Genomic DNA, 16869 nt, shown 5'->3' with positions numbered 1-16869 from the left:
TTCATTGTTGCGAACAATCGCTTGAGTGAACACGAGGGAGGATCGACATGTTTTCGGCGAACCGTCGAACGTTGCTGCGCGTCACTGGCCTGATGGCTTTCGCCACGGCGCTGGGGACCTTTACGTCCGCAGCCGATGCGCAGGAGAAGATCCGGATCGGCTATGCGATCTCCAAAACCGGGCCCTATGCCGGCGGCGCCGGCATCACCACCCTGCCGAACTACGAGCTGTGGGTGAAGGACGTGAACGGCGCGGGCGGCATCAAGCTCGGCGACAAGAAGCTGCCGATCGAGGTCGTTGAGTACGACGATCGCAGCAGTTCGGAAGAAGCGGTCAAGGCGATCGAGCGCCTCGCCAACCAGGACAAGGTCGATTTCATTCTTCCGCCCTGGGGCACTGGCCTCAATCTCGCCGTGGGGCCGACGTTGAACCGCCTCGGCTATCCGCACCTCGCGGTCACCTCCGTGACCGACAAGGCCCCGGAGCTGGCCAAGCGCTGGTCGAACGCGACGTTCTGGCTCGGCACCTCGGCGCAGATCTCCGATGCGCTCGCCGAGCTGCTTGGCAGGCTCAAGCGCGAGAGCAAGATCGGCGGCACCATCGCGATGGTGAGCGTCGCCGACCAGTTCGGCATCGAGCTCTCCACGGCCGCCCGCGAGGCTTTCAAGAAGGCGGGCTTCACCCTGGCCTACGACAAGACCTATCCAATGGGGTCGCAGGACCTTCAGCCCTTGCTCAACGATGCGATCGCCGCCAAGCCCGATGCCTTCATCGCCTTCAGCTATCCGCCTGACACGATTGCGCTGACCGAACAGGCCCAGCTGCTGAAGTTCAACCCGAAGATCTTCTACGTAGGCGTCGGTACTGCCTTTCCGCTCTACAAGGGCAAGTTCGCCGCCAACAGCGACGGCGTGATGGGGATTGGCGGCTGGAACGCGGACTCGCCGCAGCTCAAGGACTATCTCGCGCGCCACAAGGCCGCGACCGGCAAGGAGCCCGATCGCTGGGCGAGTTCGATCACCTATGCGAGCCTGCAGGTGCTGCAGCAGGCCATCGAGAAGGTCGGCAAGCTCGATCGCGCCGCGGTCGCGGCGGAAATCCGCGGGGGCACGTTCGACACCATCATCGGCAAGGTCAAGCTGAAGGACGGGCTGCTCCAGGAGGTGTGGAGCGTCGGCCAATGGCAAAACGGCGAGTTCTACGGCCTCGCCCCAACCTCGCTCCCGGGCGCACGCACGCCGGTCGTACCCAAGGCGCAATGGCAGTGAGTCCGGCAGGCAGGCCTTGCTTCACGAGGCCTGCCGGCCGTTCGATCCGAGGGGACGCCGTCTCATGCTGCTTGTCGACATCGTCCTGCCGGGTCTGGTACTCGGTGGCATGTATGCGCTGATCGCGCTGGGGCTGACGCTCCAATACGGCGTGGCGCGGATCATGAATCTGTCCTACGGCGAGTCGCTGGTCGCGGCCGCCTTTGGCGCACTTTCGCTGTACACAGGCCTGGGTCTCAGTCCGCTCGCGGCGCTGCTGCTGGCCGTGCCGGTCGCGATGGTGCTGAACTGGCTGCTCTATCGCTTCCTGCTGGAACGGCTGATGCAGCGGGGCAAGGACCGGGGCGCGCAGGAGATCGACAGCATCCTCGTCACTTTCGGCGTGTTGTTCGTGATCCAGGGCGCCATGCTGGTCGCCTTCGGCGGCCAGTACTACAGCTATAGCTATCTCTCCATTCCGCTGACGATCATGGGATCGACCCTTGCGGTTAACCGCCTGGTCGCGCTGCTGTTCGCAACCATGGTCGGTGGCGCCGTGTATCTTGCCCTGACCCGCACGCGGATCGGCACAGCGGTCCGCGCCATCGCGGTGGACGCCAATGCGGCGCGCCTCGTCGGGATCGACGTGGCGGCCTTGTCGGGGCTTGCGTTCGCCTTCGGCGGCGGCCTTGTCGCCGTCGGTGGCGTGCTCGTCAGCATGTTTCTCACCTTCAATGCGGCCATGGGCGTGGTCTTCACCATGAAGGCGCTGGTCGTCGTCATCATGGGCGGCGTCGGCAACGTCATGGGCGCGCTGGTCGCGGGGTTGCTGCTCGGCGTGGTCGAGACCGCCGTGGCCCGGCTGGTCGATCCGGGCCTGACGCTGGCTGCGACCTATGCGTTGTTTCTCGGCGTGCTGCTGATCAAGCCGACCGGCCTGTTCGGGAGAGCAGCGTCGTGACGGGGCTGGTCCGGACGTCGCTGTGGTGCGCCGGCCTCGTCGCGGCCGCGGCCATCGCCGCCTATCCGCTCTATGCCGACGGCTATTATCTCGCGCTCGGCATCAGTGTTCTCTATTTCACGATCCTGGCGACCGCCTGGGCGATGTTCTCAGGCCCCACCCGCTACGTCTCGCTTGCGACGGTCGCCTTCTTCGGCCTCGGCGCCTACACGGCCGCCGCCCTTGGGGAGACGATGCCCTGGCCCGTCGTGGTGCTGGCCGCCGCCGGCCTCGGCGCGCTGACCGCCGCCATCACCGGGCTTTCCACCCTCCGCCTGTCCGGCATCTATTTCGTGATCTTCTCGTTCGGCCTCGCCGAGCTCATCCGGCAACTTGTGATCTGGTACGAGGTCAACATCCACAAGTCGGTCGGCCGCTACCTGTTCAGCGCGGTGACATAGGACATCCTGTACTGGCAGCTCCTTGGCCTGACCGCGCTCGTCTTTCTCGTGGGCTGGCTGCTCGGGCGGTCGCGCTACGGGCTGGCGCTACGCGCCATCGGCGCCGATGAAACCGCGGCCAGCCATTCCGGCATCGACGCCACGCGGGTCAAGCTCGGCGTCTTCGTTCTGAGCGCGACATTCATGGCGATGACCGGCGCGGTGATGGCGCCGCGCTGGACGTATATCGATCCCGCGATCGCCTTCAATCCGACGATCTCGTTCCAGGTCGTGATCATGGCGTTGCTGGGCGGCGCAGGCTCGCTGTTCGGGCCTGTGCTGGGCGTCGTTCCGCTGGTCTTGCTGTTCGAGGTGCTGACCGCGACCCTGCCCAACCATTTCAGCATCGTGCTCGGCGTCATCTTCGTGCTCATCGTCTTGGCGCTGCCGAATGGCGTGATCGGCTTGTTCAGGACCGGGCGCTGGCGGATTCCGGTGGGTTCTCCCGCCGCAGCGTTCGCGCGCACGATGAACAAGGCACCGCTTCTCGCAGTCGAAGGCGTCAGCAAGTCATTCAGCGGATTGCGCGCGGTCGATGGCGTCAGCTTCACGGTCGCAGCCGGCGAGATCATCGGCATCATCGGCCCGAACGGCTCGGGCAAGACGACGCTGCTGAATACGCTGTCCGGCGCCTTGAAGCCCTCATCGGGCACGATCCGGTTCAGTGGCACCGTCCTCACCGGTTTGCGGGCATACCAGATTGCGCGCCTGGGCCTCGCGCGCACGTTCCAGCTGGTGCGTGTGATGCCGGACCTGACCGTCGCCGAGAACGTAGCGGCAGCGCGGCTGTTCTCCACGTCGGACGGTTCCGACACGACGGGACGCGAGCTGCTCGACCTGGTCGGGCTCGGCACCATGCATGAAACGCTCGCGCGCGAATTGACCTATATCGACCAGAAGCGGCTGGAGCTTGCCCGTGCGCTGGCGCTTCGGCCTCGCCTCGTGCTGCTCGACGAATGGCTGGCGGGCCTCAATCCGAGCGAGCTCGAAACGGGCATCGCCCTGATCGCGAAACTGCGCGAGCGCGGCCTGACCATCATCATGGTCGAGCATGTCATGGATGCGATCCGCGCGCTCTGCGGCCATTGCATCGTCATGAACGCCGGCCGCGTGATCGCGCGCGGCGCGCCGGACGAGGTGCTGGCCGATCCGAAGGTCGTCGCGGCCTATCTCGGAGACGACGATGCTTGAAGTCGCCGCCCTCTCCCATTTCTACGGCAAGCATCAGGCGCTGGCCGATGTCACGCTCGGCATCGCCCAGGGCGAGATCGTCGCGATCCTCGGTGCCAATGGTGCCGGCAAGTCGACCTTGCTCAAGAGCATCGCCGGTCTGATCAAGCCCGCCCTCGGGGCGACCATCCGGTTCGAGGGGGAAAACATCGGCGAGTTGCCGGCTCATCTCATTGTGGAGCGCGGCATCGCCCTGGTGCCGGAGGGACGCGGCGTGTTTGGTGACCTGACCGTTGCCGAGAACTTGCAGCTTGGCGCCTATCCGGCCCGCGCGCGCGCGGGCGAAGCGGACCGGCTCGCGAAAACCCTGGAATTGTTCCCGCGCTTGGCCGAGCGCCTGCCCCAGGCCGTCCGCACCATGAGCGGCGGCGAGCAGCAGATGGTCGCGATCGGCCGCGCCTTGATGTCGAACCCGCGTCTCCTTCTGCTCGACGAGCCTTCGCTCGGGCTGTCTCCCCTGCTCAGCCGCGAGGTCTTTCGCGCGCTGACGCAGATACGCGCCGGTGGCGTCGGCGTGCTGCTGGTTGAGCAGAATGCCCGGGCAAGCCTCGATCTCGCCGATCGGGTCTACCTGATCGAGTCCGGCCGCAACGCCGGCAGCGGACCGGCCAGCGCGATGAAGAACGATCCCGAGATTCAGCGCGCCTATCTGGGCAAGGCGCGCGCTGCATCAAGATAGTCACCTAGCAACCCATATCACCCGGAAACCCATGGAGAGTTCCATGAACGCAATCGACCTTCTCATCGGCGGCAAGGACCAGTCGGCCAGCAATCAGCGCACCTTCCAGCGTCACAACCCGATTTCCGGCGAGATCGCATCCATCGTGGCGGCGGCCTCGATCGACGATGCGATGCGCGCTGCCGACGCGGCGGCCGCGGCTTTTCCGGCTTGGTCGCAGCTCGGTCCCTCCGAGCGCCGCAAGCGGCTCAGCGCTGCCGCCGACATCCTCGCGCGCCGGGCAGCGGAGTTCACCGCGCTGATGGTGGCCGAGACCGGTGCCACCGCGGCCTGGGCCGGCTTCAACGTGCATCTTGCAGAGGGCATGCTCCGCGAAGCCGCGGCAATGACGACGCAGATTTCCGGCGAGGTCATTCCGACCGACAAGCCCGACAATCTCGCCATGGCGTTTCGCCAGCCGGTCGGTGTGGTGCTCGGCATTGCGCCCTGGAACGCGCCGGTCATCCTCGGCGTACGCTCAGTCGCCATGCCGCTCGCCTGCGGGAACACCGTGGTGCTGAAGGCCTCCGAGATGAGCCCCGGCGTGCACCGCCTGATCGGAAGCTGCCTCTCCGAGGCTGGTCTCGGTGACGGCGTCGTCAATGTCGTGACCAACGCGCCCGAGGACGCGCAGGCCGTCGTCGAGGCACTGATCGCTCACCCTGCCATCCGCCGCGTCAACTTCACCGGCTCGACCCGGGTCGGCCGCCTCATTGCGCTGGCTTGCGCCAGACATCTGAAGCGCGCGCTGCTGGAGCTCGGCGGCAAGGCCCCGCTCGTCATCCTCGACGACGCCGATTTGGATGCAGCCGTGAACGCGGCTGCCTTCGGCGCCTTCATGAACCAGGGTCAGATCTGCATGTCCACGGAGCGGATCGTCGTCGACGACAAGGTCGCCGACGCCTTCATCGCCAAATTCGCCGCCAAGGCAAAGGGGCTTCCTTTCGGCGATCCAAGCAAGGCAAATGTCGTGCTCGGCTCGCTCGTCAGTGCTGCTGCTTGCGATCGCGTCAGGGGCCTGATCGACGATGCCGTCTCCAAGGGAGCGGTGCTCGCGGCGGGCGGACACGGGAGCGGCACCATCATGCCGGCCACCATCGTCGATCACGTCACGCCGGCGATGCGCATCTACGGCGAGGAGAGCTTTGGTCCGGTCGTGACCGTCGTCCGCGTCAGCGGGATCGACGAGGCCGTGCGGGTCGCCAACGACACGGAATATGGCCTCTCGTCCGCGGTGTTCGGTCGCGACATTGCGCGCGCCCTCGCTGTTGCCAAGCGGATCGAGGCCGGCATCTGCCACGTCAATGCTCCGACCGTGCACGACGAACCGCAGATGCCGTTCGGCGGCACCAAGGCATCGGGCTACGGGCGCTTTGGTGGCAAGGCGGCGATCGACGAATTCACCGAGCTGCGCTGGATCACCGTGCAGACCGGGCCACGGCATTATCCGTTCTGACCGGACGACTATTTCTCTTGGCAGCACGAGCTGCCGGCATCCTTCCCGGTGCCGGACAGTACGCTGCGGCTGTTGCGGTCGGGCGGAATGTCTCCGGCGGCATTGGCGGCGAAGAAGCCAACCGGCTTCAGCAGGAAGCCGGCATATTCGACCGGCATGATCGGAAAGTCCTCGGGTTTGCAGACATGGGTGTGGCCGAAGGAGTGCCAGACCACGATGTCGCTATTCTCGATGTTGCGGTTCTGCGCGATATAGCGCGGCAGGCCGTCGCCGCCGGCGTGGACATTGGGATAGTCGCCGCTGGCATATTTTTCGCTCGCGTCGAATGCCGTCACCCAGACATGCTTTGTCGCGAAGCCCCCGCGGCTGCGCACATAGCTGCCCTCTTGCGCCAGCATCAGCGGGCTCGGATTGACCACGAGCTTGTAGGCGGGAGCATTGCCGACCGAGTTGGTCTCGTTCGGATTGCTGATCTTCCAGAAGCGGCCGGTCTCGCCGTTGGCGATCGCCGCTGCGTCACGCTCACGCGACAGGACGCGCGTGGTGGTGTCGAACACGTTGCCGTGCGGATTGTCATGGCCCCAGGGCCGCGGCACGAAGTCGTGCTCTGTGACGGTATTGCCGCCGCCGTCGAGATCCATATGCAGGCGCACATTGAAGAAGTGCTGATGCGTCGGTCCACCCAGCTGGTCATCGACCATGCCGCCCCATTTGTAAGTCTCGCCAGGCGGCACCGCCGCGGTCTGGATGATGCCGGTGAGCTTGGTCTCCAACTGGATCGTGCCGTCCTGGTAGAGGTACCAGTAGAAGCCGTAGTCGTAGTTGCCGACGGTCGCGAAGAACGAGATCACGAGCCGCCGGGACCGGCGGACCTCGAACAGACCGTTGCGAAATTCGTAGTGTTTCCAGGCGATTCCATAATCTTCTTCATGCATGCAGATGGCGTTCTGCATGACGAAGGGCTCGCCCTTGTTGTCGGCCGCCGGCACGTCGAAATAGTGGATGTTGCCGAGGCAGTCGCAACCAAGTTCGAGTGCGTTCGCGAGCATGCCGAGGCCATATTCGCCGGCATCGAACGCCGACTTCCAGAAATGGTTCGCGGTCGGGTCGGCATAAGGCACTACCATCTCAGTGACGCTGGCGCGGTGGATCAGCGACCGTTTTCGCGCGCCGTCCTGGTAGGCGAGCTGATGCAGCACGAGGCCCTCGCGTGGCGTGAAGCCGACGCGAAAGCTCCATTTTTGCCAATCAACCTTCCAGCCGTCGACGCGAAAGCTCGGGCCCTGGGGCTGCTCGATGTGCAGGGGCTTGATGTCCGTGCGCGGTTCTGCGACCTCGTGCGCGCCGTAGTTCCGCTTCTTGCGCGGTATCGGCACGATCGGATCTTCATCCGTGAGGTCGATGACCTTGCCGCCGATGAGGTCAACGACAGCGACCACGCCCTCGATCGGATGGGCATAGCCGTTGTCCTGGAGATGCTCGCGGAAATAGCTGACGGCGCGTACGATGCGTGCACCGCGCTCGAACTCCTTGTCGAAGAAGCCCGAAGAGAACGGGTCGACCTGAACGAGCTCGATGTCCTTATCGCTGAGCCCGCGCCGCTGCATCGCCGCACGCCAGCCGGGGTCGGCCTTCACCACGGCCTCGCATTTGAAGAACTCTTCCAGCATCACCGGTGGCTGCCCATAGGGCATGTCGCGGTTGGGGAGGAGCTTCCGATCGACGATCTCGCCGCGGCCAAGATCGACGATATGCTCGATGGCTTCGCCGGTGGCGATGTCAAGTGTCAGCACGAAGGCGCGGCGCCCTGCTCCGCCCGCGGCCAGCTCCTGCTTGGTCGGCTCTTCCAGCCGTACCGTCGGGAAGCGGCAGTGCTCCGGCGAGCTTGCGGCCGCACGCACCAGCGTGCAGGCCGCCGTGATCTCCTCGGTCGTCAGAGGATCGAGTGGATGCGCCGTGGCGGCATGGGCGGGCGATCGTGCCTGGGCGGGATCGAGCATGATGATGTCCGGAAGTCAGTGCGGGGCGAGATGTGCGGTGATGGCGCGGAAGGCGGCGAGCCAGCGATGGTCAAGCGGAACGTCCATCGCCTTCGGCTGCGTCGCGAGCTTGACGATGACGGTGTCGGAAGCCGCGTCGATGTAGAGCCACTGGCCGTGGATGCCGATCGCGGCGAGATCGTACCGCGAAGGATCGATCGTGTACCATTTGCTGCGGTAGCGCGCGCCCGGGAAGATATCGGCGAGGTCGCCGTCGGCCCAGGCCTTGGGATCGCCGTTCTCGTGGATGTCGTCGATCCACCAGCCCGGCACCACCTGCCGTCCCTCGACCACGCCGCGGCAGCGGATCATCTCGCCGAAGCGGATGAGATCGCGGGCAGTGACGGACAGGCCGCCGGCGATGCGGCCCATGCCGTGGCTGTCGAGCGTCAGGGAGCCGTCCTCCTCCGCGCCCATCGGCTGCCAGAGATATTCGGAGAGGATGCGAGGGTAAGGCATGCCACAGGCGCGCTCATACACCCAGCCGAGAACCTCGGTGTTGGTTGAGACATAGTGGAACACCTTGCCGTGCGGCTTGCCGGTGCCGCGCAGCGTGGCGAGATAGGCGCGCTGATGACTCGGCTCGACACCTGGGGGTGGGACATCCCAGCCCGAGGAGAAGCGGTAGCGCGCGACGTCGCCGGCAGGGTCCTCGTAATCTTCATCGAACTTGATGGCGACGGCCATGTCGAGCACGTTGCGGACCGTGCAGCTGCCGTAGACGGAATTCTCCAACTCCGGCACGTAACGCACCACCCTCGCCTCCGGATCGAGCAGCCCGCGCGCGACCAGCACGCCGCCGAGCATGCCGGCAATCGACTTGCTGATCGAGCAGATCAGATGCGGCGTTGTCGCGCTCATGCCGTCGCCATACCATTCATGGATCAGCGTGCCCCGATGCATGACCAGCAGTGCATCGCCAAATGTCTCACGCAGTGTGGCCTCGATCGTCGTCGGCTGGCCGTCCGGCGCTTTGAAGCCGAGCTTTGACAATTCGCGCGGTGCCGTTTGCATCCGCGTCGGATGCGTCGAGCGGCGGACTTCTGCGGTCGGCAGCACTTCCCGGGTGTGGGTAAAGCCCCAGCGTATTGCGGGATAGCTGCGCCAATTGGCACGCGTCACCTGGGCCTCGGGCGCGGGTGGGCTGCCGCGCATGACGTCGGTCGGTCGCATCTCGATCCTCCGCAAGGCCATCCCGACTGCGATGTCGGAACGGCTGGAAGGAAAATCTGCACTGCGGCGCTGTCGAGCGTTATCGATATCCGGCAATATTTTGCTGGACGCGGCCGTCCGGTGTGTCAGTCTTGGCACGTTTATTGCTGATTTTGGCTTGCAAATTTCGACGCATTATCATGGCCTTGAGCGTAATTCCTCCGATTCAGGACTCGGCTGCCGGCCTGCTTGAGGCGAGCAGTACGGATGTTGACGAGCACTGCGCCGCGCTCGGCCGCTGGCGGCTGCGTTACGACCAGATCAGCGCCGGCGTGATCGAGGTGGCGCGGGCGCCGGTCGCACGATTGCGAGCCCATCTTGAGGCCATTCACGAGGCCATCGCGACCGCGCCCGAACGGTTTGAAGATCCGGCCGTCCGGCAGGCGCTCGAAGACGCCCTCCTCGTCGAGATCATGGACATGCTACCGACCGCACGCCCCACCGATCCCGGCCGCAGCGCAAACGCACGCAAGCGTACTGTCGATCGCGCGCGTGAGCTGATGCACGGCAACGGCAACCATTCGCTGTCGCTGCTGGAGGTCTGCAAGGCGGTCGGCGCCAGTCCGCGCAAGCTCGGCTATTGCTTCCAGGCGGTTTTGGGCACGAGCCCGATGCACTATTGGCGCGCGATGCGGCTGAACCGCGTACGGCGCGATCTGAAACGCGCCGGCGGCGCTGGGACATCCATCTACGACGTCGCCGTGCAGCACGGCTTCTGGCACTTCAGCCAGTTCTCGCTCGACTACAAGCGCCACTTCGCCGAGCTGCCCTCGGAGACGCTGCGGCGCGCGAGGCGTGCCGCGTGATCCGGTTCAGCGATGCCGCAGCCGGCGATTGACCCGGCGCGCCAGATAGTCGCCGGCGCTCTGGACGAGCTGGACCAGTGCGATCAGCACGACGACGACGGCCAGCATCATCTCCGGCATGAAGCGCTGGTAGCCGTAGCGGATGCCGAGATCGCCAAGCCCTCCGCCGCCGACCGCGCCCACCATCGCGGAATAGCCGAGCAGGCTGACCACGGCGAGCGTCAGCGCCAGCAACAGGCCGGGCAGCGCCTCGGGGATCAGCACCTTGAACACGATCTGGAGCGGCGAGGCTCCGAACGAGGACGCAGTCTCGATCAGGCCGCCGTCGACCTCGCGGATCGCGGCTTCGACCAGGCGCGCGATGAACGGCGTTGATGCAATCGTCAGCGGCACGATCGCGGCGCTCGATCCGATCGAGGTGCCGGCAATGAGGCGTGTGAACGGGATGATGGCGACGACGAGAATGATGAACGGCGTGGAACGCGTCGCGTTGACGACGATGCCGAGCACGCGATTGACGATGGGTGCCGCGAACAACTCGCCTTTGCGGCTGGTCGCGAGGAAGACGCCGAGCGGCAGACCGAAGGCGGTGCCGAGCATCGCGGCGATGCCGACCATGTACAGGCTCTCGAAGGTCGCCTGGATGATCAGGTTGATGAGTTCAGGCGACATAGCCGAGATGCTCCGCCGGGAATTGATGTCGAGACAGAAAGGCCAGCGTCCGCGTCACCGCGTCCGCGCCACCGGAAACACCGAGAGGAATGCCGAGAACGAGCGAGCCGACATGCTGGCCGCCGATCTCGTCGATGCGCGCCGACAGCAGCGACACGTCGCGGCCGAGTTCGCGCGCGAGCCGCGCCACCAGCGTGTCGCCGGCCCCTGCCCCACGCACCTCGATGCGGATCACGGCGTGGCCGCCGGCCGATGGCCCCGGCACGATCCGGCTCGCCAGCGACACTGGCAGGCTGTCGCCGATCACCTCGGCCAGGAAGGACTGTGTGATGGGATGCTTGGGATGGGTGAAGATGTCGGCGACATGGCCGCTCTCGACGACGTGTCCGGCGTCGAGCACGACGACCTCCTTGGCGAGTTGGCGCACCACGGACATTTCGTGGGTGATCAGCACGATGGTCACGCCAAGCTCGCGGTTGATGTTCGCGAGCAGATCGAGGATCGCGCGCGTGGTCTGGGGATCGAGCGCCGAGGTCGCCTCGTCCGACAAAAGCACGCTCGGCCGCGTCGCCAGCGCGCGGGCAATGCCGACCCGCTGCTTCTGTCCGCCGGAGAGTTCCGACGGATAGCGGTCGTGCTTGTCGGCGATGCCGACGAGCGCGAGCAGCTCCGTCACGCGGGCCTTGATGTCGGCCTTGGCCCAGCCGGCGATCTCGAGCGGCAGCGCGATGTTGTCGGCCGCGGTGCGCGACGACAGCAGGTTGAAGTGCTGGAAGATCATGCCGATCGACCGCTGGGCCAACCGCAGCGCGCGGCCGGTCAGCGCCGAGATGTCACTGCCGTCGACGATCACGCGGCCCGTGGACGGCTTCTCCAGGCCGTTGATCAGCCGAACCAGGCTGGACTTGCCCGCGCCGGAGCGGCCGATCACGCCGGTAATGGAACCGCGCGGAATCGCAAAGTCGATATTCTGCAGCGCGTTGACACCGGGCTTGCCGCGATAGGCCGGATAGGTTTTTGAGATGCCCTCGAAACGGACCATCGCGTCCACGGCAGGAGGAATCGCTTCAAGCCTTTCGATCGGCTGTCCGATTGCGAGCGATTGGTAGGCGTTCATGGAGACGGCCTTCATGCACAATAGTTCGCTTGCCCGCGCCGCTCATGGACGTACGGGAATCAGGTCGCAGGGAGCGACGGGGATGGAATTGCGATGCCGGCCGGCTGAAGCGCGCTGCACCGCAGCACGCACCATCGCCGTTTCCAGTCTTCGTTGCAATGTCAGATATTTGCGAGGAGTTGGACGAAGTTTTCCCAATCCGTCACGTGCGAAGAAAATTCATCTTCGGACGGGATCATCGGCCCGTCGCGCCCGATCTACAGGCCCCTGAAGCGTGGCTTTCGGCGGGCCAGGAATGCTTCGACGCCCTCCTTGTGATCCTCGCTCAGGCTGGCGAGCGCGAACTGATCGACATCCATGTGGCTGGCGAGATCGTCAAGCGCGTGCGCGAGCCGGTTGACGGTCAGCTTGGTCATAGCGACCGAGAGCGGCGGCTGCGCGGCGACCTTGCGGGCAAGCTCCATGGCCGCATCGAAGGCATGGCCGGGGTCGGTCACCTGTTCCACCAGGCCCCATTCATAGGCCTCGTCCGCGCTGATGCGCTGGTCGGCCAATATGACCGCCTGCTTGGTGCGGGCCGGCCCGATCAGATGCAGCATGCGCGGGATGCTCTGCCAGCTCATGTTCATGCCGAGCCCGATCTCGGGCACGCGCAAATGCGCGTTGCGGCCCATGATGCGAAAGTCGAGCGCGACGGCGAGGGCCACCCCGCCGCCGACGCAAAAGCCCTCGATCGCCCCGATCGTGATTTGCTCCATCTCCTGCCAGGCGTGCGTCAGGCGCGGCCCGAGCTTGAGATGCCGCCGCAGCGTGCCGAGATCCATCTCCTTGCGCGAACGTCCCTCCGCATCCTTGAGGTCGAAGCCGGCGCTGAACGCGCCCGAGCTGCCGGTCAACACGACGACCGACGTCGCGGCGTCATCCTCGAAACTGCGCGCCGCCGCAGTCAGCTGCCGCAATGCCTCCGGCGAGAGTGCGTTGATGCCGTCGCTGCGGTCGAAACGGACCACCGCAATCCGGCCCTCGGGCCCAAGGCCCTTCTCGATCTTCACGTAGTCCGTCACCATCATCTCCACGCTGCTTTCAACGATGTTAGCGCACAATTGTCGTCACGAATATGGGACCCGATCACGATGCAAGGAACACTCGACAGGCCTGGGCCATTGCGCATATCTTTGCCGCCATGAGCCACGATCACGACCATCACCACGATCATTCCGAGCTGTCGGAGACCGAGCTGCGCGTGCGCGCGCTCGAGACGATCCTGACCGAAAAAGGCTATGTCGAGCCGGCCGCGCTCGATGCCATCATCCAGGCCTATGAGACCAGGATCGGCCCTCATAATGGCGCGCGCGTCGTCGCCAAGGCCTGGACCGATCCGGCGTTCAAGACGGCGCTGCTTGAGGACGGCAGCAAGGCGATCGGCACGCTCGGCTATGTGAGCCGCGTCGGCGACCATCTCGTCGTGGTCGAGAATACGCCTGAGCGGCACAACATGGTCGTGTGCACGCTGTGCTCCTGCTACCCCTGGGAAATGCTGGGACTGCCGCCGGTCTGGTACAAGGCCGCGCCCTACCGCTCCCGCGCCGTGAAGGATCCGCGCGGCGTGCTCGCCGATTTCGATGTCACCCTGCCCAAGGACATGGAGATCCGGGTGTGGGATTCGACCGCCGAGACGCGCTTCCTCGTGCTGCCGATGCGCCCTGCAGGCACGGAGGGCTGGAGCGAGGAGCAGCTCGCCGAACTCGTCACCCGCGACTCCATGATCGGCACCGGCTTTCCGCGGAAGCCTGGAGCCCCGTCATGAACGGCGTGCACGACATGGGCGGCATGGACGGGTTCGGCAAGGTCGAGCCCGAGCCCAACGAGCCGATGTTTCACGCGGATTGGGAAGCGCGTGTGCTTGCCATGGTGCGCGCGATGGGCGCTGCCGGCGCCTTCAACATCGACACCTCGCGCTTCTACCGCGAGACGCTGCCGCCGGACGTCTATCTCGCGAGCTCCTACTACAAGAAATGGTTCCTCGGTCTCGAGGAGATGCTGATCGAGAAGGGCTACCTCACCAGGGAGGAAGTCGCCGCCGGCCATGCGATGCAGCCCGCAAGGGCACTCAAGCACGGCAAGTTCGATCTCGCGAACGTCGAACGCATCATGGTGCGCGGCAAGTTCGACCGCCCTGCCCCGGCGCCGGCGAAATTCAACATCGGCGACCGCGTGAGGGCGAAGAATATTCATCCGGCGACGCACACGCGGCTGCCGCGCTACGTGCGCGGCCATGTCGGCGTGGTCGAGCTGAACCATGGCTGTCACGTGTTTCCGGACACGGCGGCGATGGAGCGCGGCGAGAATCCGCAATGGCTCTACACCGTGGTCTTCGAGGGCCGCGAACTCTGGGGCCCTGACGCTGACCCGACCACAAAGGTTTCGATCGACGCATTCGAGCCCTATCTGGACCCGGCGTGATGAGCACGACGCTTGCTGCGGCCGCGACGGCGGCCATACCGAGCATTCCCCGCGATGACGACGGCCCTGTCTTCCGCGCCCCTTGGGAGGCGCATGCCTTTGCCATGGCGCTGACCTTGCACGAGCGCGGCGTGTTCACCTGGCCCGAATGGGCCGCCGCACTCGCCGACGAGATCAAGCGCGCGCAAGCGGCGGGCGATCCTGATACGGGCGAGACTTACTATCTGCACTGGCTGGCGACGCTGGAAGGCCTCGTCGCGCGCAAGGGCGTCGTCTCCGCGGAAACGCTGCACCGCTACCGCGACGCCTGGGACCACGCCGCCGATCGCACACCGCACGGCAAGCCAATCGAGCTCAGGCCGGAGGATTTTGGCTAGCTCGGCCACACCCGTCATTGCCAAGAAGCAAGGTGAGGCCTCGCAGCTCACTCTCGTGTCCCGGACAAGGTGCAACATGCAAACGTTGCAGCGCCGAGCCGGGATCCAGATCGACACGAGGCGGTGCGGAAACATGGGCCTCGGCTCTGCAGCGCACCGCTGAAGAAGCGCTGCGCTGCGTCCGGGGCACGAGAGCCGTGCGGCGGAGCTACTTCCCCGCCACGAACTGCCGCCACCCCTTCGCGCGCAAACTGCAGGCGGGGCACTCGCCGCAGCCGTAGCCCCAATCGTGCTGCGCGCCGCGTTCGCCGAGATAGCACGTGTGCGACTGCTCGCGGATGAGGTCGACCAGCCCCTCGCCGCCGAGATCGTGCGCGAGCTTCCAGGTCGCGGCCTTGTCGATCCACATCAAGGGCGTATGCAGCTCGAACTTCCTGGCCATGCCGAGTGAGAGCGCGGCCTGCATGGCGCGGATGGTCTCGTCGCGGCAATCGGGATAGCCGGAATAGTCGGTCTCGCACATGCCCCCGACGATGTGGCTGATCCCGCGTCGATAGGCCAGCGCCGCGGCGAAGGTCAGGAAGACGAGGTTACGGCCGGGCACGAACGTATTGGGCAGGCCGTCGGCCCCCATCGCGATCGCGACGTCGCGTGTCAGCGCGGTCTCGGACACGGCCGCCAGCGTCGGGATCGACAGCGTATGGCTCTCGCCGAGCTTTGCGGCCCATTCCGCCCGCAGCGCCTTAATACCCTCGAACAGGCGGTCGCGGCAGGCGAGCTCGATGGCATGGCGCTGGCCGTAATCGAACCCCAGTGTCTCCACGCGCGCAAAGCGGCTGAGCGCCCAGGCCAGGCAGGTGGTGGAATCCTGGCCGCCGGAGAACAGCACCAGTGCGGTCTCGGATGAAAATGCGTCACTCATGCCCGCGCTTTAGCATTGCGTGAGGTGCCCGCCAATCGGTGGAAATCGGCCTGTTCCGCCTGCTTGCACTGGGATCGGCGGCCCGCCTTTGGCATAAGGCTCTGGACCCAGGAGACTGCCCCGCAATGACCCCTTCCCGCGACATTTCCCGTCTGATCGAGATCATGGCGGCGCTGCGCACGCCGGTCACCGGCTGCCCCTGGGACCTCGAGCAGGATTTTGTGACGATCGCGCCCTACACGATCGAGGAAGCCTATGAGGTGGTCGACGCCATCGCCCGCGGCGATCTCGACGATCTCAGAGAGGAGCTCGGCGACCTCCTGCTCCAGGTCGTGTACCACGCCCAGATGGCTTCCGAGCAGAACGCGTTCGATTTTGGTGACGTCGTCGAAGCCATCACCCGCAAGATGATCCGCCGCCATCCCCATGTCTTCGCCGACAAGGACGGCAATCTCGCCTCCTCCCATGTCAAGGAGGTCTGGGATCGCATCAAGGCCGAGGAGAAGGCCGAGCGCGCCGCGCGCCGGCCGCCGCAGGACGCGCCGGCACATAAATCGCTGCTGTCAGGCGTCAAGGCCGGCCAACCCGCGCTCACCCGGGCCATGGAGCTGCAGCGCAAGGCCTCCACCGTCGGCTTCGACTGGAACGACCCGCGCGCGGTCTTGCAAAAGATCCGCGAGGAAGCCGACGAGATCGAGGCCGCGCTCGACCGCAACGACAAGCAGGAGCTGGCGGAGGAAACCGGCGACCTGATGTTCGCCCTCGTCAATCTCGCCCGCCATGTCGATGCCGATCCCGAGGCCGCGCTCCGCGTGACCAATGCGAAATTCGAGCGGCGCTTCGCCTATATCGAGCGGACGCTGGAGGCGCAGGGTCGGACCCTTGAGCAGGCGTTTCTGGCGGAGATGGACGCGCTGTGGAATGCGGCGAAGGGTGAGGAGACAGCACCAGAGAAGCGGAATCAAGCTCGCGGCTAACTAACTTCACTGTCGTCCCGGACAAGCGCGCCTCAAGCGCGCGCAGATCCGGGACCCATAACCCCAGGGAGCGGTTGTAGCGGCAATCTGATAACCACGAGCCTTCCGCCAAACGGCGTCCTGTGGCTATGGGTCCCGGATCTGCGCTTACGCTTGTCCGGGACGACATCGCTGTTGAGGACGCAATTGGTGC

Annotated in this window: 16 protein-coding genes and 1 pseudogene; 11 read left to right on the top strand and 6 right to left on the bottom strand. The window is 65.6% G+C overall.

The window, feature by feature from the left end; genetic code table 11:
• Positions 1-47: 47 nt before the first annotated feature.
• The 6 genes and pseudogenes from H1B27_RS12435 to H1B27_RS12415 all read left to right on the top strand — a co-directional run bounded on the left by H1B27_RS12435 (position 48) and on the right by H1B27_RS12415 (position 6091).
• Entirely contained in the window at positions 48-1268 is a 1221-nt protein-coding gene (locus tag H1B27_RS12435; RefSeq protein ID WP_197966251.1) for an amino acid ABC transporter substrate-binding protein, read from the top strand.
• Between the two features lie 64 nt (positions 1269-1332).
• Positions 1333-2208, top strand: a complete 876-nt coding sequence (locus tag H1B27_RS12430; RefSeq protein WP_197966250.1) for a branched-chain amino acid ABC transporter permease — start codon at positions 1333-1335, stop codon at positions 2206-2208.
• A pseudogene (locus H1B27_RS40075) lies at positions 2205-3053 on the top strand (branched-chain amino acid ABC transporter permease); the annotation flags it as partial. The gene H1B27_RS12430 and the pseudogene H1B27_RS40075, both read left to right, overlap by 4 nt.
• A gap of 102 nt (positions 3054-3155) precedes the next feature.
• The gene (locus H1B27_RS40070; RefSeq protein WP_246515397.1) at positions 3156-3878 is read left to right on the top strand and encodes an ABC transporter ATP-binding protein; all 723 of its coding nucleotides are present in this window, start codon (positions 3156-3158) and stop codon (positions 3876-3878) included.
• A complete protein-coding gene (locus tag H1B27_RS12420) occupies positions 3871-4596 on the top strand; it encodes an ABC transporter ATP-binding protein (RefSeq protein ID WP_197966249.1) in 726 nt (241 codons plus the stop codon). Before H1B27_RS40070 ends, H1B27_RS12420 begins: the two co-directional genes overlap by 8 nt.
• Before the next feature lie 43 nt (positions 4597-4639).
• Positions 4640-6091: an aldehyde dehydrogenase gene (locus H1B27_RS12415; protein WP_197966248.1), complete on the top strand. Its 1452-nt coding sequence runs from the start codon at positions 4640-4642 to the stop codon at positions 6089-6091.
• A gap of 8 nt (positions 6092-6099) precedes the next feature.
• Here H1B27_RS12415 and H1B27_RS12410 read toward each other — a convergent pair whose 3' ends face one another.
• Together H1B27_RS12410 and H1B27_RS12405 are read right to left on the bottom strand one after the other, a co-directional pair.
• A complete protein-coding gene (locus H1B27_RS12410) occupies positions 6100-8091 on the bottom strand; it encodes a primary-amine oxidase (RefSeq protein WP_197966247.1) in 1992 nt (663 codons plus the stop codon).
• A gap of 15 nt (positions 8092-8106) precedes the next feature.
• Positions 8107-9303 carry a serine hydrolase domain-containing protein gene (locus H1B27_RS12405; RefSeq protein ID WP_197966246.1) on the bottom strand — a complete coding sequence of 399 codons (1197 nt, stop codon included), beginning with the start codon at positions 9301-9303 and terminating at the stop codon, positions 8107-8109.
• Between the two features lie 131 nt (positions 9304-9434).
• Here H1B27_RS12405 and H1B27_RS12400 point away from each other — a divergent pair, with 131 nt between their 5' ends.
• Entirely contained in the window at positions 9435-10148 is a 714-nt protein-coding gene (locus H1B27_RS12400; RefSeq protein WP_376708982.1) for a helix-turn-helix domain-containing protein, read from the top strand.
• Positions 10149-10154: 6 nt separating this feature from the next.
• Here H1B27_RS12400 and H1B27_RS12395 read toward each other — a convergent pair whose 3' ends face one another.
• The 3 genes from H1B27_RS12395 to H1B27_RS12385 form a co-directional block, all read right to left on the bottom strand.
• Positions 10155-10820, bottom strand: a complete 666-nt coding sequence (locus H1B27_RS12395; protein WP_061881587.1) for a methionine ABC transporter permease — start codon at positions 10818-10820, stop codon at positions 10155-10157.
• Complete coding sequence (locus H1B27_RS12390) at positions 10810-11952, bottom strand: methionine ABC transporter ATP-binding protein (protein ID WP_197966245.1); 1143 nt, start codon at positions 11950-11952, stop codon at positions 10810-10812. The genes H1B27_RS12395 and H1B27_RS12390 overlap by 11 nt, the downstream gene beginning before the upstream one ends.
• Before the next feature lie 242 nt (positions 11953-12194).
• Entirely contained in the window at positions 12195-13001 is an 807-nt protein-coding gene (locus H1B27_RS12385) for an enoyl-CoA hydratase/isomerase family protein (protein ID WP_061881841.1), read from the bottom strand.
• A gap of 119 nt (positions 13002-13120) precedes the next feature.
• Here H1B27_RS12385 and nthA point away from each other — a divergent pair, with 119 nt between their 5' ends.
• The 3 genes from nthA to H1B27_RS12370 are packed head-to-tail and all read left to right on the top strand — an operon-like array spanning position 13121 to position 14777.
• Positions 13121-13744, top strand: a complete 624-nt coding sequence (gene nthA / locus H1B27_RS12380) for a nitrile hydratase subunit alpha (RefSeq protein ID WP_197966244.1) — start codon at positions 13121-13123, stop codon at positions 13742-13744.
• Complete coding sequence (gene nthB, locus H1B27_RS12375; RefSeq protein ID WP_197966243.1) at positions 13741-14400, top strand: nitrile hydratase subunit beta; 660 nt, start codon at positions 13741-13743, stop codon at positions 14398-14400. Before nthA ends, nthB begins: the two co-directional genes overlap by 4 nt.
• Positions 14400-14777, top strand: a complete 378-nt coding sequence (locus tag H1B27_RS12370; RefSeq protein ID WP_061881585.1) for a nitrile hydratase accessory protein — start codon at positions 14400-14402, stop codon at positions 14775-14777. Before nthB ends, H1B27_RS12370 begins: the two co-directional genes overlap by 1 nt.
• A 208-nt stretch (positions 14778-14985) precedes the next feature.
• Here H1B27_RS12370 and queC read toward each other — a convergent pair whose 3' ends face one another.
• Positions 14986-15699: a 7-cyano-7-deazaguanine synthase QueC gene (gene queC / locus H1B27_RS12365; protein ID WP_061881584.1), complete on the bottom strand. Its 714-nt coding sequence runs from the start codon at positions 15697-15699 to the stop codon at positions 14986-14988.
• A gap of 125 nt (positions 15700-15824) precedes the next feature.
• On the opposite strand from queC, the gene mazG reads away from it, so the two are divergent.
• Positions 15825-16676 carry a nucleoside triphosphate pyrophosphohydrolase gene (gene mazG, locus H1B27_RS12360; RefSeq protein WP_197966242.1) on the top strand — a complete coding sequence of 284 codons (852 nt, stop codon included), beginning with the start codon at positions 15825-15827 and terminating at the stop codon, positions 16674-16676.
• Positions 16677-16869 lie beyond the last annotated feature (193 nt).

This window comes from Bradyrhizobium diversitatis, assembly GCF_016031635.1.
Taxonomy (GTDB): Bacteria; Pseudomonadota; Alphaproteobacteria; order Rhizobiales; family Xanthobacteraceae; genus Bradyrhizobium; species Bradyrhizobium diversitatis.
Note: the sequence above shows the minus strand (reverse complement) of the source record. Positions and strands in the feature narration are given on the sequence as shown.